Below are 21,677 nucleotides of genomic sequence, written 5' to 3' on the forward strand. Positions count from 1 at the left end.
GCGTGGTCAGCACCGCGAACGATCCGCCGAGCCACGCCGGCGGCCCGGTCTCTGTGAGGACCGCCACGGCCAGGACGGCCGGCCCCTCTCCGTCACGGTGAGACACCGGCCGCGGGGGCCAGCGCGAAGGTGTGCCCCGCCGGGTCCATGTACCGGCGTACGTCCGTGCGCCGGTCCGTCCGGGTGCCGTTCTGTTCGGCGGTCAGGGGGCGCGCGCCCAGGGAGACCGCTTCGCGTTCGGCCTCGTCGAGTGCGTCGGGGGCCACGACGATCCACAGATGGGACTGCTGGGAGTCGTCCGGCCGGGGCCAGCTCGGTGGCGCGTGGCCCACGTCGCGGTGGATTCCCAGCAGGATGCCGGTGGTTCCGGAGAGCAGCAGCAGGTCGCCGTCGCCGCTCGGTTCGACGGTGGCGTCGAGGAGCGCGGCGTAGAAGCGGGCGAGGGGCTCGGGGTCGGTGCTGTCGAGGACGAGGAGGCCGGTCTTGGAGACAGTCATGGTCTGCGTCTGCCCGCTCACATCCCTTACACGCGGGGGGAGTCGTGACCGGCCGGTCCGTTTCGGGGGCGCAGGCCCGGGGCGTTGTCAGTGCCTCTCGTTAGTCTCCCCACATACCGCAGCTCCGGGGCTTCATGCCCCCCGTTTCGTGCTGCGCTGACACAACTGACACAACTGACACAACTGACGGACTGGCGGAGGGGCACGGCTGATGGCGTGGCTGGCAGTGGATGAGGGGTACGAGGTCACCCTCGAGGACGGGCGTGTGGTCGCACGCCGCAGCGGGGGGCGGCAGTTGAAGGCGCTGCCGAAGGCGTTGCGCGACAGTCCCGAGGTCGACCGGCTGCGGCAGCTCGCCGAGTGGCTGGACCGGCACGCCGTCTCCTGCGTGGCGCAGGTGGACGCGTGGATGGTGTCGTCGCTCCCGGTCCCCACCGAGCTGATCGCGCGGGTATGGCCGGACGAGGCATGGCAGACGGCGCTGCGGGACATGGCCGTCGTGGGCGACGACCCGGACGAGGTCGGCTTCCTGCGGGACGTCACCGCCGACGGGGAGCTCAAGGTGGTCGACCTGGACGGCGAGACCGTGCGGCTGTCACCGCGCACGGTGACGCTGCCCCACCCCGTGCTCCTTCCGGACCTGGACGACGTACGGGACTTCGCGGCCGACCTCGGCATCACCCAGAAGGTGGAGCAGATCCACCGGGCCACGTGGCGGAAGCCGGACGGGCCGGGCGCGGGGCGTCCGGAGACCGCGACGGAGGTACGGGACTACGCGGGCGGCAAGTTCGCCTCGCGCTTCGGTCTCGCCGCGCGCGCCACGGGGCTCGGCTACCGGGTGTCCGGCGGCTACGCCACGTGCAAGGTGCGCGACGGGGGGCGGAGCACGGAGGCGTCGGTGTGGATCGGCGAGCCGTACTGGGACGGGGAGTCGGAGACCGGCGGGCTGAGCTGGCACGACGAGGACGGCCGCGCGGTGCGGCTGGGCGAGGTCGGGCCGGTGGCCTGGTCCGAGGGAATGCGCATGGCTGCCGCGCTGTACGCCGGCCGCACGATCGAAGAGGGTGGGGACGCGTGACCGGCATGCATGTCAACGACAACAAGGAGCTGCTCGCGGCAGGAGCGGTGCTCCCGGCCGACGCGCGGGACGCCGGCCCCTCGGCGGTCGAGCTGACCGCACGGGCCTACCGCCACGCGGTGTTCGGGGAGGACCGGGTCGTCGTACGACTGGCCGCGGCCGAACTCGGCCCCGCCGAGGATCTCGCCGCCGGCTTCCTCGGACTCGTGCCCGAGGGCGAGCCGGCCGTGGTCGGTCTCGGACGGCGCCAGGAGCTCGGCTTCCCCGAGTGGGTGCTGGTGCACCACCCGGAGGACGGCCACCACGCCCTGGCGGTCGTGCCTGAGCTGGACCGGCTGGCGCGGCAGGCCAGGACGAAGCCCAAGGCCGCCCTGGACGCCTGCCACGAGCTGGCCGGCCGGCTCGCCTCGGCCGTCCCGCACTTTCTCCCCGTCTTCTACGAGCAGGCCGCGCGGGTCTTCCTCGGCGTCGAGAACACCACGTACGCCGGTCAGCTGTTCGGCCGTGCCCGCACGAGCGAGGCGCAGCACGGGCTGACGGTCGACGAGGACCGGCTCGACGCCGTGTTCCTGGAGTTCGCCCTGGCGGGCGCCCTGCCGGTCAAGGTGCTCACCGGCTACGGCAAGGAGCTGTCGGCGCGGCTCGCGCCCGTCGAGGCGTACGAGCGGTTCCGGCGCCTGTGCGTGCGCCGGACGGCCGGCGGGCTCGCGCCGTCGGCCCAGGCCGCCGTGGAGCTGAAGCGGCTGGCCCGCGCCGCGGACCTGCCGGGGAGCGAGGCGGAGCAGGACTACCTCGCCGAACTCCTGCCGCTGCCGGCGACGCTGCGCGCGGCGGCCGGCTGGTGGAAGTCGCACCGCGGCGCGCTCGTCGCGCTGGCCCGGCGCGTCCCGGCCGTGCGGGGCACGCTCCTGACGATGACCCCGCCCGGGGACAACGGGGACATGACCGAGCTGTGGCTGGGGATCCTGGCGGACTCGGGTGCCGACACCGGTCTCGTGGACGCGGACCTGCCGCCGGAGGAGCAGTGCTCCGACGGCGCGGCGGGCTGGCTGGAGCGCTTCCACAGCGCCCGGCACCGCGGTTGGGGCCCGCGCCCCACGCCCCCCGCGCTCCTTGAGCTGGTGGCGCGGGCCGGCGGCAGGCTGCGGGCCGATCTCGCCGCCCGGCCCGAGGGCCGGCGGTTCCTGCGGATCGGCGTCGAGGACGTTAACCTGCTGGACCTCCTGCTCTCCCTGGGGGTCGCGGTCGCCGACCCCGAGGAGAAGCAGGCCCGCAACCGGCGGGGCGACGCCCTGAACCTGTCGGACTGGGCACGCGGCGAGGAGCCCCGGGACCTGGTCGCGCTGGCGGCCGACCCGCGTTTCCGTCCCGCCTTCCGACGTGGCGCGGACAGCTACAACAGCGGGTCCTCCGGCACGGACGTGATGCGACGCCTCGCCGGCTCGCCCGGCGGACGTCCGATGCTCACCGAGTGGATGCGACAGGTGGCCGAATCCTCCGTGGCGGCAGGGCTGCCCGGACTGCCGAGTGCCATCGAGCGGCTGTCCTGGCTGCCCTCCGAGGCCCTCGCGCTCGCGCCCCGGGAGGTCGCGGCCGCAGCCGGTGCCGACCTCGGCGCGACCGTGGCACGCACCCTGCGCGGCGGCCTGTGGGAGGAGCTGAGCTGGCCGGCCTGGGAGGAGGCGCTCACGGAGCTGGCGCCCGGCCGGCACAGCACCGAGGGCCTGACCGTCGCCGAGGCCTGGCCGTACCTGATCGTCGCCAACGCGACCCAGGCACGCGTCATCGACGCCGACTCCACCGTCCTCGTACACGACCTGCGCATGCCGACCACCTCCGTGTGGCGGACGGGCTTCCACTACGTGGACGGTGCGCTGCTGGTCTTCTGGAGCACCTACGGCAACCGAGCGCCGCAGGGCTACTGGCACACCGCGCCCGACACCGTGTTCGACCTCGCCGGCGCCGACTCCTGGACCATGCGGTCGCACCACCCCAGCCTGCAGCTCCCCGGCGGCGGCCGCACCACCGGCGGCGGGGTCCTGCACCGCGGCGACACGAAGCTGCCGGCGGAGCGCTCGCTGGTCTCCGACGGCACGTCGTACTGGGTGTGGCGGAGCGGTGACGGCGAGGACGGGGGCGGCTGGCTCGAGTACGACCCGGTGGGCGGCGCCTACGGCCGTCGTTCGCAGCCCGGCTTCCTCGCCGACGCACTGCGACGGCACGCCCCCGGCACCGAGTTGGCCGCCGGCTCGTCCTGGCTGCGCCCCGCCCCCGCGGTGGACGGCGCGGCTCAGGGACGCTCCGCGGACGGACTCCTCGGCTGGCGCGTCGTACGCCTGCCCGACGGCAGCCACCACGGAGAGGACACCACCGGACGGACCGTCACGCTCCCGAAGGCCGCCGACAGGCCGGTCGCCGCGCTGACGTTCCCCGGCGACGACCGGCCGCGGGCGCTGACCCAGCAGTGGCGCGAACTGTCGCTCAGCGACCCCGAAGGCGTGGTCACCACCACCGCCAGGAACGACCACCGCGACGAGCTGTACGGCACCGCGGGCCACGCCCTGCCGCCGCTGCCGTACCTGTACATGCTGCGCGCCCGGGACCCGCAGGGCTCGGCGGCGCTGCGGGCCGCCGACGCGGAGTCCGCCGGCGTCCTGCTCAAGGCGGCCATGGCGGCGGAGCGGGCGGCCGACCTGCCCGGCCTGGTGAGCGCCGCGCTGCCCCGGCTCGCGGCGCCCGAGCTGATCGCCGGCGTCGTGAAGGTGCTGCGCTTCGCGGTGCGGCAGCAGAAGGCCCTGGACGGCGTGGCCGCCCGGCTCGACCCGACGGCCGGGGCCGCGGAGGCCCGTGTCCCGGGGCCGAGCGACCAGCTCATCGGCAAAGCCCTCCAGGGCATCGTCGGCGCCGGCTACCACCGCTACGGCTCGGACAGCGACGTCACCCACCGCTACCTGGAGGCGCTGGCGACCGTACGGGCGGACACCGCGGCCGAGGCACGGCCGGGGCGACTGCACTTCGACGTGCCGGCTCTGCCGTACACCGGGCTGCCCTTCGTCTCCCTCCTCGACGATCCGGCCGCCATCGCCTACCGCGCCGTCGCTCCCGGCACCGACCCCGCGCACCGGGCGGCCCTGCTCGGAATCCTCGACCAGGTCGACGCGCTGGGGCTGGCCTCGACGGCGGCGTCGGCCGGTCACTGGCGCCGGGTCCTGGTGCACCTGACACCGCCCCACCTGCACACGCCCGACGGGCAGGGGCGCAACGTCTCCCACCGCAGCGTGCTGCCCCTGGGCGGCGGCGCGGCGCTCGGGATCACCACGGACACCGAGAGCGTCGCCGACGGGCGGGAGTTCGGTGCGCTGCTCCACGACCCGAGCGGTCGCTTCGACGTGCCCGGCCCCTACACGGTGCGCCGTGAAGCGCCGGTCGGCGACCGGGCCCGCGGCGCCCAGTGGCTGGCCGACTTCCTCACGGAGGCACGGGCGCGTGCGGAGGCGCCGTTCCTGCCGGACGCCGCCGACGAGTTCAGCCGCCTCACGGGCGTGTCCGGGGCGCTCGCCCGGATCGTTCTCGTGGGCATGCCCGACGTGGACAGCTGGGAGAACAACTTCCTGCCCACCGAACTGCGCAACACGCTCGGCCTGAAGGTCGCCGAGGCGGGCCACGCCCGCGACGAACTGCGCGCGCTCACCGTCGAGGTGCGCCGGGCGGTGCTCGCCGCGCTCCTGCCCGAGGACCCGGCCCGACTGTGGACCGAAGGCCCGGACGTGGTCAAGGCCGCCGCCGTGTGGAACGAGAAGGTGGGACGGCGCCGGCACGTGCCCGACTGGCTGGCGGCGGAAGCCGCGCGCGGCGCCCGCAGCGGCTGGCCCGTGCACCGGGCGCTCCCCGCACTGCTCGACCCGGCGTCCTCCCCGGAGCTCGCCGTCGACGTGCCGTGGCACATCGAGGGCGACCACCCGGCGACGGCGACCCCGGCCGAGACGCCGTTCACCTCGGCGGTGCTGACCGGCTCGATCAGCCTGACGGCCTGGCTGGCCCACCGGCTGCCCGCGGGCGACCCGGTACGGGCCGCGCTGCCCAGCGCCCTGACCGCCGTACGGCAGCGCCTCGCGGCACCCGGACTGCTGCTCTCCGCCGGCCACTACACGAGCCTCCCCGACTTCCGGAAGGTGGCGGGCGCTCCGACGGAGACGGCACCGGACCACGAGCGGTACGGCGCGGTGCTCATGGCCACGCAGGACAACCAGCCGCAGCCCGCCGTACGGCCCGCGCTGCTGGACTCCACCGGCTCCGACCCGTACCTGGTGGCGCTGCGCGGCGACGACCAGCAGCCGACGGGCGTCGAGACGGCCCTGCGACGCGCGCACGACCCGGCGTTCGCCCGCCTGCTGGCCGACCCCGGCGCACCCGCGGCAGGCGCGACGGACGACGACGGCCAGTGGTGGCCGCAGGACCCGTCACGTTCGGTGCCCGAGCTGGTGGCCGAGGTCGCCGGGGCCCGCGCGCTGAGCGCCGACGCGGCGACGCTGTACCTGATGCTGCTGGCCATGCCCGACCCGACGGACCGCACCACCGCGCGGTGGACGGGCTGGAAGCCCGCCCGCCTCAAGGCGGCCCGCGCCGAACTGGCCGACACGGACCTGGTGGTGACGGCGGTACGGGCCCGGGCGGGACGCTCACTGTTCCTGCCGGGCGCCTGGACGGAGCAGTCGGCACCCGTCCTGCCCGTCGAACAGTGGAAGCTCCCGATGTACGGGGTGGCCACGGGCACCCGGCCGGCCCTGGGCGCCCTCGTGCCGACCGAACCGGCCGCGGAACTGTTCGCCCGCGCCTGGCAGCGGATCCTCGACGGCGACGTCCCTCGCTTCGAGGAGCTGAAGGTCCGGCGGACGAGAAGGCGGCGCTGAGGCACAGCCACCACTGACCGGCCGTGACTGGCGTCAGCACGGCGCGGCGCACCCGCCCAGGGTGCGCCGCGCCGGCCGACCACGCTTCCCTGCACCCCCGCCGTACGCACGCCCCAATGGCGAACATGTGCACGCACGCATGCGCGCAGGCGTTTCGCGTAGGCGTTTCACACGATAAAGAAGGATCCCGAATGACCGTCACCGCACAGACCACCCGCGTCCGGCAGGGCCAGCCGGCCGAGGAACGCCACGCCGCCGAGCTCGCCTTTCTCGCCGCCCAGGACCCCGGCCCGCGCCCGCCCGGCTGGGCGCTCACCCCGCGCGCGGTCGTCACGTTCGTCTGCGGCAGCGACGGTGTGGCGCTGACCCTGCCCGAGCGCCACGCGGAGCTGCCGTCGAAGCTGACGATCGCCCCGAAGTTCGTCGGCGAACGCGCACTGGTCGAACGCTGCGTGGTCACCCTCGCCGGAGAGCGCGGGCTGCTGCTCACCGGCGAACCCGGAACGGCCAAGTCGATGCTGTCGGAGCTGCTCGCCGCCGCCGTCAGCGGAAGCAGCGCCCTCACCGTGCAGGGCACCGCGGGCACCACCGAGGACGCGTTCCGCTACGGCTGGAACTACGCCCTGCTGCTCGCCCAGGGCCCCACCCCGCAGGCCCTGGTCGACTCACCCGTCCTCGCCGCCATGCGAACCGGGCGCGTGGTGCGGGTCGAGGAGATCACCCGCTGCCTGCCCGAGGTCCAGGACGCCCTCGTCTCCCTCCTGTCCGACCGCCGGATCAGCGTGCCCGAACTGACCGCGACCGAGGACGCGGTCGTCCGCGCCCTGCCCGGCTTCACCGTCATCGCGACCGCCAACCTGCGGGACCGGGGCGTCTCCGAGATGTCGGCCGCGCTCAAGCGCCGCTTCAACTTCGAGACCGTGGACCCGATCGCCGACGCCGACGCGGAGGCGGTCCTGATCCGCCGCCAGGCCGTCGCCGCCGTACAGCGCGCGGGCGCGGCCTTCGCCGTCGACGACGCCGTCCTGGACGCCCTCGTCACCGTCTTCCGCGACCTGCGCTCCGGCCGCTCCACCGAGGGCTGGGACGTGGAGCGGCCCGGCACGGTCATGTCCACCGCCGAGGCCGTGCAGGTGGCGGCGTCGCTGGGAGTCGCGGCGGCCTACCTGCCCGGCGGGGACGTGCTGGACTTGCTGCCCGGCCACCTGCTGGGCGTGGTCCGCAAGGACGACCCGGCCGACCACGCACGGCTGCTGGGCTACTGGGACGGCCCGGTGCGCCGTCGCGCCGAGAACGGCTCGGCGATGTGGCGCCGCCTCTGGGACCTGCGCGGGAGCCTGCGTTGACGACCGTCGATCCACGAGTGGCCGTGGACGCGCTGGCCGCGTCGCGCGCGCCGTACCTGCTGGGAGTGCGCCACCACAGCCCGGCACTCGCCGCGGTCGTCCCCGCCCTGCTGGAGGAGGCGCGGGCCGAGGTGGTCTGCGTCGAACTGCCGGCCGACTTCCAGCCCTGGCTGGAGCACCTGGCCGACCCCGAGACCGTCGCCCCGGTCGCCCTCGCGGGTGCGGGGGAGGGCGGTGCGCTGGCGTTCTACCCGTTCGCGGACTTCTCACCGGAGCTCGCCGCGGTCCGCTGGGCGAGGCGCAGCGGGGTGGAGGTGCTGTGCTGCGATCTTCCCCTCGGGGACCCGGGGTGGTCGGCGGAGGCTGTCGATCTGTGGCGTCTGGATGGGGGGGACGGGGCCGGGGCTGAGGACGGGGTCGGGGCCGTACCGCCGGATGGCGACGTGCCCACGCGGGCCGGTGCGCCGGCGCACGCGGACGCTTCGGAGGACGCCGTAGGGCCGCCGGCGGGAGTGGATGCGTCCGAGGGGACTGCGGATGCGCTCGTCGTCGACCCTGGCGACCGCGCGGCGCGGGGGCGACGTTCCTACGCCCAAGCGCTCGTCGCCGCCGGGACCGGTCGCGACGGTGACGACCTGTGGGACCGCGTGGTGGAGGTGCTGGCCCCGGGGTGCACCCCGGACGCGGTACGCCGGGCCGCGCTGGGTGTGGGCTGGGCCCTGCGCGCCGACGCCGCCGTGCCCGCCACCGACCTGGCGCGGGAGGAACGGATGCGGCAGGTGATCGCTTCCGCGTCGGCGGGCGGGCGCCGGGTGGCAGCGGTGATCGGGGCCTTCCACGCGCCCGCGCTCCTCGTGACCGCCGAGGCGTGCGACGCGGCCAGGACGACTGATGGTGCAGGAGCGGGCTCGGCTGAGGGGCTTCCCGTCTCCGACGCTGCGGGGAAGGCGAGCATCCCTGCGCAGGCCGGGGCGGTCGGCGCGGACGGCCGCGCGGCGGGGTCTGGTACAGATGCGCGGGGCGGATCCGGCACGGCCGTACCGGAGGGGTCCGGCACGGATGCGTGGGGCGGATCCCGGGTGGGCGTACCGTATGGGTCCGGCACGGATGCGCGGGACGGGTCCCGGGTGGGCGTACCGGATGCGTCCGGTCTGGATGGGCAGGGCGGATCCAGCACTGGCGCACCGCCCGGGTTCGGCACGGACGCGCAGGACGGATCCAGCACGAACGCACCGCACGGACCCGCTACGGATGCGCACGTCGGCTCCAGCACGGGCGTACCGCCCGAGTCCGGTACGGACGCGCCGCCGGGACCCCGCACGGCCGCGCCGTCGGGATCCCGCACGCGCGCACCGCACGCGTCCGATACGGACGCGGAAAGGCCCGGCAGCGCAGCCACCAACACCGGAGGAGGCGGGAAAGCCGGGCGCCAGGGCTCCGGAGGGGGCGACGGCTCGGCGGTGACCTCACTCGTCCCGTACTCCTTCGACCTGCTCGACTCCCGGTCCGGCTATCCCGCCGGAATCCGCGACCCGTTGTGGCAGCAGGCCGTGCTCACCGCGGCCGGCGATCCGGAACGGATCCGGGAGGCGGCGGCCGACGCGCTGACCGGCCTGTGCCGGGAGATGCGCCGCGCCGGTCACACCGCGGGGACCGGCGAGGCCGCCGAGACGCTGCGCCTGGCCTGCGACCTGGCCGCCCTGCGCGGACTGCCCGCACCCGGGCGCGGCGAGCTCCTTGAGGCCGTCACCACCGTGCTCGGCCAGGGCGAACCCCTCGGCCGGGGCCGGGCTCTGGCCCGCGCGCTCGAGGCCGTGTTCGTCGGTACGTCGCGCGGCCGGATCAGCCCGCACGCGCCACGGTCCGGGCTCGGCCCCTCGGTCGAGGCCGAGCTCGCGGAGCTGCGGCTGCCCCGCCCGGACGACCCCGACCGCCGCGACCTGCGCCTCGACCCGCTCCGTTCGCCCCTGGACGCCCGCCGCGAGGTGCTGCTCCAGCGGCTGCTGGTGATCGGCGCCTCGTACGGCGAACCCGTCGCCGTCGCGCGTACGGGCGACGGCACGGCGCTCGGCACCAAGTGGCGTGCGGCGTGGACGCCGTCCGTGCCCGCGCGGCTCGACCTGGCGGGAGTACGCGGGGTCACGGCGGCCCAGGCAGCCGCCGGCACGCTCGCCGCGACCGCGCGCCGCGAGGCCGCCGAGGGCGGCCCCACTCCGGACCAGATCCTCAACGGCCTGGCCGCGGCGGCCCGTTGCGACCTGCCCGAACTGGTCGAAGCGCGCCTCCACGAGGCTTCCACCGTGCTGCCCGACAGCGCCGACCTGCCCCAACTCCTCCAGGCCCTCGACCTGTTGGAGGGAGTACGGCGAGGCCACTACCCCGGCACGGAGCCGGAGGCCCGCACGGCGGCCGGCGCGCTCACGGAGGAGCTGCTGGAAGCCGCCGTGCGGTCCCTGCCCGGCCTCGCCGGGAGCGACAGCGTCGCCGACGCCGGGGCGCTGGTGGCGCTGGCGGACCGGACGGCCGCACGTCACCTGGGCCTCCGCTTGGACCGGGCCCTCGCGGAGCTGGCCGCGGGCGGCTCCCCGCTCATGCAGGGCGCCGCCCCGGCCGTACGCGTCCTGCTCGACCTGGACGACGCGGCCGGGCTGGGCGAGCGTACGGCCGGCTGGATCGACGGGGCCACGGCTCCCGACACGCGCCGGGCGCTGACGAAGCGCCTCACCGGGCTGCTCACGGCCGCCGGACCTCTGCTCCAGGCCTCACCGGACGCGCTCGCCCCCCTCATGGACCGGGTCGACGAGCTGGCCGACCAGGAGTTCCTCGATCGGCTCCCGGCGCTGCGGGGCGGGTTCGACACCCTGACACCGGCCGCGCGTGACCGGTTGCTCACCACCGTGACGGAATGGCTCGGCGACCGGCTCGACCTGTCGCTGGACGCCCCTCCCGAGCTGCTGGCCGTGTGGGCGGCGGCCGACGCGGCCGGATCGGCCGCGCTGAAGGCCCTGGGCCTGTCGGGGACGGACGCGTCCGCCGGCCCCCGCCCCGAGGACTCCCCGGAATCGGCTGCGACTCCCGCTCGTGCGACTGCCGCCGAAGGCACGCGCACGGACACCGAGGGCACGGACACCGAGGACGCGGCGACGCCCGACCCGCCCGCCCCCGCGACCGGCACCCGTGCCACGGCCGACGCGGTCAGGCGGCTCGGCCGTGCCGACCGCTGGCGGTTGCTGCTCGGCCGCCACAAGGACCGGCTCACCGGCGACGCGCGCCGATACGCCCACGCCCTGGACGAGCTCTACGGCCGGGGGCGCGGCGAGGGCGCGCAGGACCTGGACGGCGGAGCGGCCGGCCAGGGAGGCGGCCAGGACCCGTCCTTCCCGACCGCACGGGAGTGGGCGCGGGAACTGGAGGCCCTCTTCGGCGCGGACGTACGCGAGGAGGTCCTCGCCGAGGCCGCCGACGCCGGACGCACGGACGTGCTGGCGCAGCTCGATCCGGACGCGGTACGCCCATCCGTGGAGCTGCTCAGTTCCGTACTGTCGCTGGCCGGCGGCATGCCCGAGGCCCAACTCGCCCGGCTGCGGCCGCTGGTGAAGCGGCTCGTCGACGAACTCGCGCGGGAGCTGGCCACCCGTCTGCGTCCGGCGCTCTCCGGACTGGCCACCCCGCGCCCCACCAGGCGTCCCGGAGGACGCCTCGACCTCCCCCGTACCCTGCGGGCCAACCTCGCCCACACCCGGCGCGCCGAGGACGGCCGCCTCGTCGTCGTACCGGAGCGCCCGGTGTTCAGCACGCGGGCGAGCAAGGAGGCCGACTGGCGCCTGATCCTCGTCGTGGACGTCTCCGGTTCGATGGAGGCCTCGGTGATCTGGTCGGCGCTGACGGCCGCCGTCCTGGGCGGGGTGCCGACCCTGTCCACGCACTTCCTGGCCTTCTCCACGCAGGTCATCGACCTGACGGACCGGGTCGAGGACCCGCTGTCGCTGCTGCTCGAAGTCCGGGTCGGCGGCGGCACGCACATCGCGGCGGGCCTCGCGCACGCGCGTTCGCTGATCACCGTGCCGAGCCGCACGCTCGTCGTCGTGGTCAGCGACTTCGAGGAGGGCGCACCCCTCGGCGGGCTGCTGGGCGAGGTACGCGCCCTGGCGTCCTCCGGCGCCCACCTGCTGGGCTGCGCGGCACTCGACGACACCGGCGCACCGCGCTTCTCGGTGTCGGTGGCGCGCCAGCTCGTCGCGGCCGGTATGCCGGTGGCCGCCCTCAGCCCGCTCGCCCTCGCCCGCTGGGTGGGCGACCGCCTCCGTGGAGAACCCCGTTGAGCACCGAACTCCTGCCACCCGTCGCCCCCGACGTCCTCGCCGACGCCGTCGAGCAGCTCAGCGCCCGCCTGCGCAAGAAACTGGACGCGGCGATCGCGGGCTGCGCCGACCAGGCCTCCGCCGCTCCCGACGGATCGATCGAGGTGCGCTTCGGCGAGGACGCCACGGTCACCCTGCGCCCGGGCCCGTCGGGCGCGGTCACCCAGACCGAACAGGCCGCCTGTACCTGCCTGTTGGCCCCACGCTGTCTGCACCGGGCCGCCGCCCTGGGAGCGGCCCCGCTTGCGGAGGGGCAGGGCGACGACCCGGGCGCGGGTACAAGGGACGGCTCCTGCGAGGATCCCGCCCCGGGAGACGGCGAGGCCAGCGACGCGGGCACACACTCCGAGGTGGGTACGGGTACGGGTACGGGTACGGGCGTGGGCATGGCCGTGGGGGAGGCCGTGTCGGGCGCGGTCTCCGACACTCGCGCACTCCCCGCCGGGGACCCACCCACCCCCCTCACCCCCACCCAGATCCGCGCCGCCACCGCACTGTGGAACGCCGCCGCCGAGGCACTGTCGGCCGGTGTCACCGCGGGTGGCGCGGTGGTGCAGGCCGAGCTGCTCCGTGCGGCCCACACCGCGCGGCTGGCCGCGCTGCCGCGGGCCGAGGCCGCCGCGCTGCGTGTCGTACGGGGCCTGCGGGCCGCGCGGGAGCGGAGCGAGGGACAGCGGCTCGGCGACCTCGCGAACGCGTTCCGCGAGCTGCTGGCCGGCGCCGCCGTGCTCTCCTCCGGCTCGGTTGACGCGGGGGCGGCGGGTTCCGTACGCCGGGCGTACGAACAGGGCGGCAGCCTGCGGGTGTACGGGCTGTGCCGGGAGCCGGTGCTGTCCGCGACCGGGTACGGCGGCGTGACGACGCACCTGGTCGGTTCGGACGGCGCCGGGTACACGGTGTCCGACGTGCGCCCCGGCGGCCTCGCCCGCGTGAAGGGCGCGGGCTCCGCGTCGGTGGCGCTCGGGGGCGCCGTCCTCGACCATGCCGGGCTGGCCCGCGGGGGCCTGCGTATCGTCGGTGCGACCGTCTCGGCGGACGGGCGGCTGGGGGCCGGGCGGGGAGTCGGCGCGACGCCGCTGCGCGGGGTGGACTGGTCCGAGGAGCCCGCCGCCGCTCTCTTCGCCCGGCCGGTGCGGGAGGCGATGGCCGCGGCGCTCGCGGACGGCTTCGAGGCGGAAACGCCGCCGACGGCACTGCTGGGCTGTGACGTGGAGGTGATCGGCGCGGCGGGCGACGCTGTCGTCGTCCGCGTCGCCGCGCAGGGACCGCTGCTACGGCTCCGCCCCGCCCACCCCCATCCGGAGCTGCCGCACGCGGCCAACCTGCGCCGGATCGCCGGGCATCCCGGCCTCGTGCTGCGCGTGCTCGGGCGTCCCGACCTGGACCGGGCGGCGACGCTCCGGCCGTTGGCGGTCGGGCCGGTGCCCGGGGCGACCGCGACGCTGCGGCTGCCGGACGAGTGGAAGGGGCATGCGGACCTGGGTTACGACCGGCTGCAGGGCGAGCACTTCCCCCGGGAGGCGGCGGGGGGCGCGGCCGCCGGGCCGGTGCCGGTGGGGCCCGACCCACTGGCGGACGCGCCCCTGTGGCGGGTGCGGCGCCTGCTGGAGACGGGCGTCGCGGGTGGCCGCCGGGCCGTGGCGGAGGCGGGTCGCGGGACGGACACGGCCTCGCTCGTCACCCGGCTGACCCGGGCGGGGCTCGGCGGAGCGGCGCATCTCGCGCAGGCGCTGACGGCGGAGGCGGGCCGCCGCCCCCGCGACGCCTTCGGCCGCCTGACCGACGCCTCGGCCGACAGCTACGCGCGCGCCTGGCTGGCCTCGGCCGTCCATCTGAAGGCCGCGGAAAGGACGCTGGTGGCCGCGTCCTGGTCCTGACCACGGCAACGCCCACCGGGTCGCTCCCGCACGGTGGGCGTTGCGTCGCGTGCGTCTCGAAGGCGCTCCTCGTCGTATCCGGTCCAGGCGGCAGGGCGGGCCGTGTCACTGTCCTCAGCTGAGCGTCGGCGACGGTTCTGCCGGCGGCGGCTCGGGGGAGTAGCGGGCCCCGCGGAAGTTGAAATGAGACAGGTAGTACGTGGTGCCGTCGAGGTGCAGCTCCATGGGCGGCGGGTCGGTGACGAAGCGGGCGGGCCAACGGGGGAGGCCGTCCACCCGGGCCTCCATCGTCGGCGTGTTCCATGACCGCGCCGAGCTCTCGGCCTGTTCGGGGGACCACAGGAAACCGGCGCCGACTTCTTCCTCGCCGGGTTCCAGTTCCATCAGCGCGCGGAGCAGTGCCGGGCTGTAGATGGCGCGGACCCGGAAGTTCGTCAGGAAGCGGCGTTCGATCACGATCCGCATGTACCGACGGTGGTTGCGCCGATGGCGTCCGGCCACGATGACCCGTTCGCCTCCGTCGCCCCAGGCAGGCGGCGCGATCCACACCTTCGCCCCCGGCGCGAAGTGCCGCAGCCCCTTGCGGATCTCCAGCCCGCCTTCGCCGTGGCTGGTCTCCGGAGCGACATTGCCCACGATACATACGCCCAGTGACTCGGGTCCGGTTGCATCCGTCATGGCAGCCATGATCACCCAGCCGGACCGCAGGGGCGACGGAGTTTCTTGCGGTCGGCTCCGGCAACGGCCGGACGGGCGCCGGTCCGCCGCCGGAGGGCGCACCGGCCGGCCGCCACGAGGCCCAATGGCCCGCCCACACCGCGGCATCCGCAGCCGCCGGCCAACACCTCCACCCCCGACGACCGAGTGGGCAACACCCCGCCCGTACAAGAGCGCTCCTGGCTGCCTCGCACCTCGACGGGCGTTGTCAGACCCTCACGACATGATGCGTGTATGACCGCACTTCCCGCCGCTGAGGCGTCCTTTGCCCTGTCCACCGCCGTCGACTACGCGTCCGCGCTCGACCGGCTCCGTGAGGCGTCGCACGCCTACTACGGCGGCGGCAACAGCCCGATGGACGACGCGTCCTTCGACGCGTTGCGCCGCGCCGTGCTGGAGTGGGAGGCCGCGCACCCGGGCGAGACGGCCGGTTCGCCGACCGGGCTGGTCGCCGACGGCGCCGCTCCCGAGGGTGACGTCCCGCACACGTCGCGGCTGCTCAGCCTGGACAACGTCTTCAGCCCCGAGGAGCTGGCCGGGTGGGAGGCGTCGCTGGAGCGGCGGCTCGGGCGGGCGGCCGAGGGGGGTTTCACGGTCGAGCCGAAGCTGGACGGTGCGGCCGTCGCCGTCCGCTACCGGGGCGGGCGGCTGGTGCGGATCGTCACCCGCGGCGACGGCAGCCACGGCGAGGACGTCAGCCATGTGATCGGCAGCATCGTCGGTCTGCCGGAGCGGCTGGCCGAGCCGGTGACGTTCGAGGCGCGCGGCGAAGTCCTTTTCACACAGGCGCAGTTCGAGGCGGCGAACGAGGTGCGCGCCGCGCACGGGGCGTCGCTGTTCGCGAACCCGCGCAACGGGGCGGCCGGAACGCTGCGGGCCAAGGACCGGCCCTACCGGCTGGCGATGACGTTCTGGGCGTACGGCGCGGTCGACCTGGACGGCGAAGCGTTCCTGCCCGCTGGGGCGACGCACGCCGAGGCACTGGCCGCCGTCGCCGCGGCGGGTGTGTCGACCACGGCCGCGACGCCCGCCGGCCTGCACGTCGTCGGCACCATAGCGGAGGCCCAGGCGCAGGTGGACGCCATCGCCGCGATGCGCGCCGGGCTGCCCTTCGGGATCGACGGCGTGGTCATCAAGGCCAACAGCGCCGCCGAGCAGGAGGCCGCCGGGCTGGGCAGCCGGTTCCCGCACTGGGCGATCGCGTACAAGCTCCCGGCCGTCGAGCGGCAGACCGTGCTGGAGGACGTGGTCTGGGAGGTCGGCCGCACCGGCGTGCTCGCCCCGACGGCCCTCCTCGCACCCGTCGACATCGACGGCTCGACGGTCTCCCGCGCCACCCTGCACAACCCGGCCGACATCGCCCGGCGCGGGCTGCACCTCGGGGACACCGTGACCGTCTACAAGGCGGGCGACATCATCCCCCGCGTCCAGGCCCCCGTCGTCGAACTCCGCCCCGAAGGCGCGCTGCCGGTCCCGCTGCCCGAGGCCTGCCCGAACTGCGGCGGAGTCATCGACAGGAGCCAGGAGCGGTGGCGCTGCGCCAAGGGCACGGCGTGCGCACTCGCACCGCTGGTCGAGTACGCCGCCGGGCGCGACATCCTCGACATCGACGGCCTCGGCAAGACCTACGTCAAGGCCCTGATCGACTCTGGGCTCGTCCGCGACGTGGCGGACCTGTTCGCCCTGACCGACGAGCAGTTGACCACGGCCTCGGGCAGCGCCAAGCGCGGTGCGAAACTGGCCGAGCAGCTCGCCCTGGCCAAGGGCCGCCCGCTCAGCCGCGTCTTCTGCGCGCTCGGCATCCCCGGCACCGGCCGCAGCATGTCGCGGCGGATCGCCGCGCACTTCGGCACCATGGACGCGATCCGTACGGCGACCGCGGAGGACATCCAGGCCGTGGAGGGCATGGGCCCCGAGAAGGCACCGGTCGTCGTCGCGGAACTCGTCGCCCTCGCGCCGGTCATCGACAAGCTGATCGCGGCAGGCGTCAACATGTCCGAACCCGAACAGGCCTTCGTCGCCACCGGATCCGTGGCCGAGGGGCAGGGGCCGCTGGCGGGCAGGACCGTCGTCGTCACGGGCAAGATGACAGGCCGCCTCGACGGCCTCGCCCGCACACGGATGAACGAACTCATCGAGCGCGCCGGCGGCCGAGCCGGAAGCAGCGTCAACGCCAAGACCTCCTACCTCGTCGCCGCTTCCACACCGGGCGGCAAGCCGAGCTCGAAGGCCGTAGCCGCCGAGAAGCTGGGCGTCGAGGTCCTCACCCCGGAACAGTTCGCCGACCTCATCGCCGACTACCTCCCCTGACGGCCCCCGGCACAAGAGGATCAGCTGATCTGTTCGGCGAGCGCGAGGAGGATGCCTGAGGGGCCGCGGAGGTAACAGAGGCGGTAGATGTCCTGGTACCGCGCCACCTCGCCGATGAGTTCGGCGCCATGGGGGCGCAGGCGGGCGATGGTGTCGTCGATGTCGTCGACGGCGAACATGACCCGGTGCAGGCCCAGTGTGTTCGGCGGCGGGTTGTGCGCCCCGTCCCTGATGGCGGCGGGGTTGTGGTACTGCGCGAGCTCCAGCTTGGCGTGGCCGTCCGGGGTCCGCATCATCGCGATGTCGCTGCGTACTCCGTCGAGCCCGACGGACTGATCCGCGAAGAGGCCCTCGATCTGTGCCCTGCCTTCGACTTCCATGCCCAGTTCGGTGAAGAAGGCGACGGCGGCGTCCAGGTCTTCGACAACGATGCCTACGTTGTCCATCCGCTGAAGCGTCATGACGGTTCTCCCTCTGCGTTGCGCGGCTCTTCGAAGCCACCGGTATACCGGGGACGGAACCGGCGGCCCGTTCTCGACACCCGTAAACGGGAACGGGGCGAGTAGCCGTGGACGGACGGGTGGAGGTCGCCGCTGATCCGCCGGCGTTCCCCGTGGCCCAGGCGGCTGGGCTCCGTCGAGGCTCCGCGCGACTGAGCAGGCTTCGGGTCCGCTTGCTCGTCCTGCACTAGGTAGGGAGGGCCCCAAGGGTCGGGACTCAACGCGGGAGTCGAGTCACGGTGCCGGAGCCGGCGGCGCGACCGTGGTGGCGGAACGCGAAGGGCTGGCCTTCCTCCAGTGCGACAGACTCTTCGAGTGCCACGGTCACCACGGCTCCGTGAAGCGGCCGGATCGCATCAGTGCCCTCGGGCAGCGTGACGGTGCCCCGGACTGCCGCGGTGCGGACGTAGAAGCAGAGGCGATCGCCCGAGAAGACATCCGCGGAGCCCTGCTCCTCGGAGAGCAGGGAGATGCCGGCGGTGAAGTCGGCATGCGCGCGGACTGATCCTGGCGTTACGAGGACCTGGCCGACGTCGGCCTACCAAGCGCCCAAGGCCCGCAGCAGCGCGTGCAGGTCGTGCGTCGCCTCGGCCGAGGCGAGGGTCGCGGCGGCCAGTACCGCGACCGTGACCGCCGCGAGGGCGGGGTGGAGGGTGAGGGGTGGTGCGAGGAGGGCGGCTACGCGGCGCGGTACGGGGCCGATCGGGCGTCGCCCGCCGTGCCGTTCGAGTCGTTGGCGCAGCCCGAGGAAGCCGAGCGCGCCCCCGGGCGCGCGGCCCGGGTGGCGCTGGGCGGCGAGTGCGGCTTTGCCGACCGTGTGAGCGACCTTGCGTCGGTCGCCCGTGGCGGTGGCGGCGTTCTCGTCGGCCCAGCGTTCGATGGTGTACGTGACGGCCCGGGCAAGGGGGCGGAGCAGCGGGTTGGCGGCCGCGCCGAGTTGGGCGGTGGCGACGAACGCGTAGTGGTGGGCGGTGAGGTGGGCGCGTTCGTGGGCCAGGAGGATCCGGTGCTCGTCGGCGTCGAGTGTCCGCAGCATGCCGGTGGACACCACGACCCGGCCGGGGAGCCCGGGCAGGGCGAAGGCGTCGGGTGTCTCGTCCTCGACGACGACCAGGCCGTTGCGGGTGGGCATGCAGGCGGCGTCCAGCGCGGCGGCGGCGAGCGTGCGGGCGCGCCGGAGCAGGAACCGTACGGCCATCACGGTGGCGCCGCCCAGGAGCAGGCCGGCCGCCAGCGCGACGGGCAGGGCCGCCGGGTCGTCGTGCGCGGTGAGGGGGGCCCAGTGGCCGAGCGCGGCCAGCTGGGGGATGCGGACGAGGCCGGTGAGGGCGAGCAGGCCGAGGCACAGGGTGCTCGCCGTGCCGAGGACGAGCGCGGAGGCGGACAGCAGCCAGGTGGCCAGGCGTGGCTCGCACCGTTCGGCGATCAGGCGGGCGCCGAGCGGCGCGAGCAGGGGGAGCAGCAGCGGCAGGTAGACGGCGAAGCGCATCGACGGGCTTCCTTACCGTGGGTCGCCGTTGCCGGCGTCGCCGAGCATCTGGCGCAGGAGTTCGGCGTCGGTGTCGGAGAGTTCGTCGGCGAAGCGGGCCAGGACGGCCTCGCGGTCGGGCCGGGCGTCGAGGACCGAGCGCATCCGGCGGGCGGCGAATCCGGCCTCGTCGGTGACCGGCTCGTACGCGTAGGCCCGGCCGCGCGGCGAGCGGTGCAGCATCTGCTTGCCGTGCATGCGGGTCAGGATCGTCACGACGGTGCTGTACGTGAGGTCGCCGCCGAGCCGCTCGGCGACCTCGCCGGGTGTCAGGGCGCCGTCGGCCCGCTGGAGCAGCTCGAGGATCTGCGTCTCCCGTGCGCCGTTGGGCCGCCTGGGTGCCTGATCGCGCGTGTTCGCGTCCATGGGTTTGGCGTTCTCCCGATCATCTTCTACAGTCGCGTAGAAGTTCTACGCACGCGTAAATGCTGTTCCATGAGTGTGCCATGCGCCCGTACCCGGAGGCAGTCGCCCGGCCCGCGCACGGCGGAAAGGAACCCCGGGTGCTCCTGGCCCTCAATCCGCTGGATGCCACATCCCTGCTGACCGCCTTCGGCACGGTCGGCGTCTTCCTCGTCCTGTACGCCGAGACCGGCCTGCTGATCGGCTTCTTCCTGCCCGGCGACTCCCTGCTGTTCACCGCCGGCCTGCTGTGCACCACCGGCACTCCCGACACGGCGGGCGCCCACCTCGCCCTCCCCGGCGTCCTCGTCGCAGCCGCCGCCGGCGCCCTCCTCGGCGCGCAGACCGGCTACCTGATCGGCGCCCGGGCCGGCCGCCCCCTCCTCGAACGCACCCGAAGCCGTCACCTGCGTGACGGCGCCGCCCGCGCCGAGGACCTGCTCGCCCGATACGGCCACGGCAAGGCCATCGTCCTGGCCCGGTTCCTCCCCGTGGTCCGCACGGTACTGAACCCGCTCGCGGGCATGGTCGGCGTGCCCGCCCGCACCTTCGCCCTCTGGCAGGTCACGGGCGGCCTCGTGTGGACGACGGGCCTGGTCCTCGGCGGCTACGCCCTCGGCTCCAGCATCCCGAACGTCGACCACTACCTCCTCCCCGTGATCGCGGCGATCGTCGCCGTATCCCTGTTGCCGCTCGCCGTGGAGTTCCGGCGCGCCCGCCGGGCCGCGCGCTGCGCCGGCGCCGGTCGCTGACACCGCACCCGTACCCCTGCTCGCGTACGCGCGTACGCGGCGTCCCCGCGTACGCGATCCCCTCCTCAGACAGGACCTTGATGAGCGCCATCAGCCTCGGTCAGGCCACCATCCTCGGCATCGTCGAAGGCATCACCGAATTCCTGCCCGTCTCCTCCACCGGCCACCTCAAGATCACCGAGGGGCTCATGGGCATCCCGGTCGACGACGCCTCCGTGGTCGGCTTCTCCGCCGTGATCCAGGTCGGCGCGATCGCCGCCGTCCTCGTCTACTTCTTCAAGGACATCGTCCGCATCGTCACCGCATGGGGGCGCGGCCTGGCCGACAAGGAGGAGCGGTACCACCACGACTACAAGTTCGCCTGGTGGATCATCTTCGCCACGATCCCGATCGTGGTGGTCGGCCTCGCCGCCAAGCCCCTCATCGACGGACCGCTCGCCTCCCTCTGGGTGGTCGCCGGCTCGCTGATCGTCGGCAGCGGCGTGATGTGGGTGGCCGACCGGATGGGCCGCCACAAGCGCGGCGAGGACGACACCGGCTTCAAGGACACGATGCTCGTCGGCTGCGCGCAGATCCTCGCCCTGCTCTTCCCCGGCTTCTCCCGCTCCGGCGCCACCATGTCCACCGCCCTCCTCCTGGACCTCGACCGGGTCGCCGCCACCCGTCTGTCCTTCTTCCTCGGCATCCCCGCCCTCACCGGTGCCGGCGTCTACGAGCTCAAGGACGCCGTCGGCGCGAGTGTCGGCCTCGCCCCGCTCGCCGTCGGGACCGCGGTGTCCTTCGCCGTCGCGTACGCCTCGATCGCCTGGCTGCTCAAGTACGTCGCCCGGCACTCCTTCAACGCCTTCGTCATCTACCGCGTGATCGTCGGCGTGCTCCTGCTGGGCCTCCTCGGCACGGGGATCATCGCCGCCTGAGGGGCGGCGTCACTGCTGGTCGGATGGGCGCTGGCCGGGAGGGTGCGGGCGCCCCGGTCAGCTGCCGCAGCAGGCCTCGGGGGCGGCGTCGGCGCTCTTGCCGAGGGTGTCGGCGTCGGCCTTGACGACGTAGACCTCCCACGGCTCCTTGCCGGGGCCGGTGACCCACACCTTGTCCTGGAGGGCGTAGCAGCAGGAGGTGTCGTTCTCCTCGAAGGTGGCCAGGCCCGCGTCCTTGAGGCGGGTGGTGGCGGCGTGGACCTGCTCGGTGGAGGCGACCTCGACGCCGAGGTGGTCGAGGCGGGTGTCCTCGCCGGCCTCGCCCTCGATGAGGACCAGCTTGAGCGGGGGCTCGGTGAGGGCGAAGTTGGCGTAACCCTCGCGGCGCTTGGCCGGTTCGGTGCCGAAGAGCTTGGAGTAGAAGGTGATCGAGGCTTCGAGGTCGGCGACGCGTAGGGCGAGCTGAACACGGGACATGGCGG

The 21,677-nt window shown here is 74.6% G+C and carries 14 protein-coding genes and 1 pseudogene; 8 read left to right on the forward strand and 7 right to left on the reverse strand.

Annotation, left to right across the window (positions count from 1 at the left end; all coding sequences use genetic code 11):
• Positions 1-92: 92 nt before the first annotated feature.
• On the reverse strand, positions 93-497 hold the full coding sequence (locus ACZ3ZE_RS27285; protein ID WP_361177253.1) for a VOC family protein: 405 nt from the start codon (positions 495-497) through the stop codon (positions 93-95).
• Positions 498-708: 211 nt separating this feature from the next.
• Between ACZ3ZE_RS27285 and ACZ3ZE_RS27290 the strand changes: the two genes are divergently transcribed.
• The 5 genes from ACZ3ZE_RS27290 (at position 709) to ACZ3ZE_RS27310 (ending at position 14,069) form a co-directional block, all read left to right on the forward strand.
• Positions 709-1,575, forward strand: a complete 867-nt coding sequence (locus ACZ3ZE_RS27290; RefSeq protein WP_361177255.1) for a DUF4132 domain-containing protein — start codon at positions 709-711, stop codon at positions 1,573-1,575.
• 5 nt (positions 1,576-1,580) lie between these two features.
• Positions 1,581-6,485, forward strand: a complete 4,905-nt coding sequence (locus ACZ3ZE_RS27295; protein WP_467261338.1) for a DNA-binding protein — start codon at positions 1,581-1,583, stop codon at positions 6,483-6,485.
• Positions 6,486-6,676: 191 nt separating this feature from the next.
• Positions 6,677-7,831 (forward strand): ATP-binding protein, encoded by a 1,155-nt coding sequence (locus ACZ3ZE_RS27300; protein WP_467261079.1) that lies wholly within the window; start codon positions 6,677-6,679, stop codon positions 7,829-7,831.
• A complete protein-coding gene (locus tag ACZ3ZE_RS27305; protein ID WP_467261080.1) occupies positions 7,828-12,153 on the forward strand; it encodes a DUF5682 family protein in 4,326 nt (1,441 codons plus the stop codon). The genes ACZ3ZE_RS27300 and ACZ3ZE_RS27305 overlap by 4 nt, the downstream gene beginning before the upstream one ends.
• Positions 12,150-14,069, forward strand: a complete 1,920-nt coding sequence (locus tag ACZ3ZE_RS27310; RefSeq protein ID WP_467261082.1) for a hypothetical protein — start codon at positions 12,150-12,152, stop codon at positions 14,067-14,069. Before ACZ3ZE_RS27305 ends, ACZ3ZE_RS27310 begins: the two co-directional genes overlap by 4 nt.
• 114 nt (positions 14,070-14,183) lie before the next feature.
• Here ACZ3ZE_RS27310 and ACZ3ZE_RS27315 read toward each other — a convergent pair whose 3' ends face one another.
• Positions 14,184-14,747, reverse strand: coding sequence for a hypothetical protein (locus ACZ3ZE_RS27315; RefSeq protein ID WP_361177263.1), 564 nt, complete (start codon positions 14,745-14,747; stop codon positions 14,184-14,186).
• Between the two features lie 273 nt (positions 14,748-15,020).
• Here ACZ3ZE_RS27315 and ligA point away from each other — a divergent pair, with 273 nt between their 5' ends.
• Complete coding sequence (gene ligA / locus ACZ3ZE_RS27320; protein WP_361177265.1) at positions 15,021-17,096, forward strand: NAD-dependent DNA ligase LigA; 2,076 nt, start codon at positions 15,021-15,023, stop codon at positions 17,094-17,096.
• Between the two features lie 20 nt (positions 17,097-17,116).
• On the opposite strand, the gene ACZ3ZE_RS27325 is transcribed toward ligA, so the two are convergent.
• The 4 genes and pseudogenes from ACZ3ZE_RS27325 to ACZ3ZE_RS27340 form a co-directional block, all read right to left on the reverse strand.
• Positions 17,117-17,557, reverse strand: coding sequence for a VOC family protein (locus tag ACZ3ZE_RS27325; protein WP_361177267.1), 441 nt, complete (start codon positions 17,555-17,557; stop codon positions 17,117-17,119).
• A gap of 256 nt (positions 17,558-17,813) precedes the next feature.
• Positions 17,814-18,089, reverse strand: a pseudogene (locus ACZ3ZE_RS27330) (EF-Tu C-terminal domain-related protein); the annotation flags it as partial.
• Between the two features lie 45 nt (positions 18,090-18,134).
• Positions 18,135-19,085, reverse strand: coding sequence for a M56 family metallopeptidase (locus ACZ3ZE_RS27335; protein WP_442304239.1), 951 nt, complete (start codon positions 19,083-19,085; stop codon positions 18,135-18,137).
• 12 nt (positions 19,086-19,097) lie between these two features.
• A complete protein-coding gene (locus tag ACZ3ZE_RS27340; RefSeq protein ID WP_361177271.1) occupies positions 19,098-19,490 on the reverse strand; it encodes a BlaI/MecI/CopY family transcriptional regulator in 393 nt (130 codons plus the stop codon).
• 80 nt (positions 19,491-19,570) lie between these two features.
• Between ACZ3ZE_RS27340 and ACZ3ZE_RS27345 the strand changes: the two genes are divergently transcribed.
• Together ACZ3ZE_RS27345 and ACZ3ZE_RS27350 are read left to right on the forward strand one after the other, a co-directional pair.
• Positions 19,571-20,278, forward strand: coding sequence for a DedA family protein (locus tag ACZ3ZE_RS27345; RefSeq protein ID WP_467261340.1), 708 nt, complete (start codon positions 19,571-19,573; stop codon positions 20,276-20,278).
• 80 nt (positions 20,279-20,358) lie between these two features.
• The gene (locus tag ACZ3ZE_RS27350; RefSeq protein ID WP_361177274.1) at positions 20,359-21,195 is read left to right on the forward strand and encodes an undecaprenyl-diphosphate phosphatase; all 837 of its coding nucleotides are present in this window, start codon (positions 20,359-20,361) and stop codon (positions 21,193-21,195) included.
• A gap of 57 nt (positions 21,196-21,252) precedes the next feature.
• Here ACZ3ZE_RS27350 and ACZ3ZE_RS27355 read toward each other — a convergent pair whose 3' ends face one another.
• Entirely contained in the window at positions 21,253-21,672 is a 420-nt protein-coding gene (locus tag ACZ3ZE_RS27355; RefSeq protein WP_361177276.1) for an ArsI/CadI family heavy metal resistance metalloenzyme, read from the reverse strand.
• Between the last annotated feature and the right edge of the window lie 5 nt (positions 21,673-21,677).

Source organism: Streptomyces sp. NPDC023157 (genome assembly GCF_055560575.1).

What these genes read in the sequence shown, in the direction of transcription:
- ACZ3ZE_RS27285 (WP_361177253.1), bottom strand. Translation starts at nt 497, where the DNA reads ATGACTGTCTCCAAGACCGGCCTCCTCGTCCTCGACAGCACCGACCCC.
- ACZ3ZE_RS27290 (WP_361177255.1), top strand. Translation starts at nt 709, where the DNA reads ATGGCGTGGCTGGCAGTGGATGAGGGGTACGAGGTCACCCTCGAGGAC.
- ACZ3ZE_RS27295 (WP_467261338.1), top strand. Translation starts at nt 1,581, where the DNA reads ATGCATGTCAACGACAACAAGGAGCTGCTCGCGGCAGGAGCGGTGCTC.
- ACZ3ZE_RS27300 (WP_467261079.1), top strand. Translation starts at nt 6,677, where the DNA reads ATGACCGTCACCGCACAGACCACCCGCGTCCGGCAGGGCCAGCCGGCC.
- ACZ3ZE_RS27315 (WP_361177263.1), bottom strand. Translation starts at nt 14,747, where the DNA reads ATGACGGATGCAACCGGACCCGAGTCACTGGGCGTATGTATCGTGGGC.
- ligA (WP_361177265.1), top strand. Translation starts at nt 15,021, where the DNA reads ATGACCGCACTTCCCGCCGCTGAGGCGTCCTTTGCCCTGTCCACCGCC.
- ACZ3ZE_RS27325 (WP_361177267.1), bottom strand. Translation starts at nt 17,557, where the DNA reads ATGACGCTTCAGCGGATGGACAACGTAGGCATCGTTGTCGAAGACCTG.
- ACZ3ZE_RS27335 (WP_442304239.1), bottom strand. Translation starts at nt 19,085, where the DNA reads ATGCGCTTCGCCGTCTACCTGCCGCTGCTGCTCCCCCTGCTCGCGCCG.
- ACZ3ZE_RS27340 (WP_361177271.1), bottom strand. Translation starts at nt 19,490, where the DNA reads ATGGACGCGAACACGCGCGATCAGGCACCCAGGCGGCCCAACGGCGCA.
- ACZ3ZE_RS27345 (WP_467261340.1), top strand. Translation starts at nt 19,571, where the DNA reads ATGCGCCCGTACCCGGAGGCAGTCGCCCGGCCCGCGCACGGCGGAAAG.
- ACZ3ZE_RS27350 (WP_361177274.1), top strand. Translation starts at nt 20,359, where the DNA reads ATGAGCGCCATCAGCCTCGGTCAGGCCACCATCCTCGGCATCGTCGAA.
- ACZ3ZE_RS27355 (WP_361177276.1), bottom strand. Translation starts at nt 21,672, where the DNA reads ATGTCCCGTGTTCAGCTCGCCCTACGCGTCGCCGACCTCGAAGCCTCG.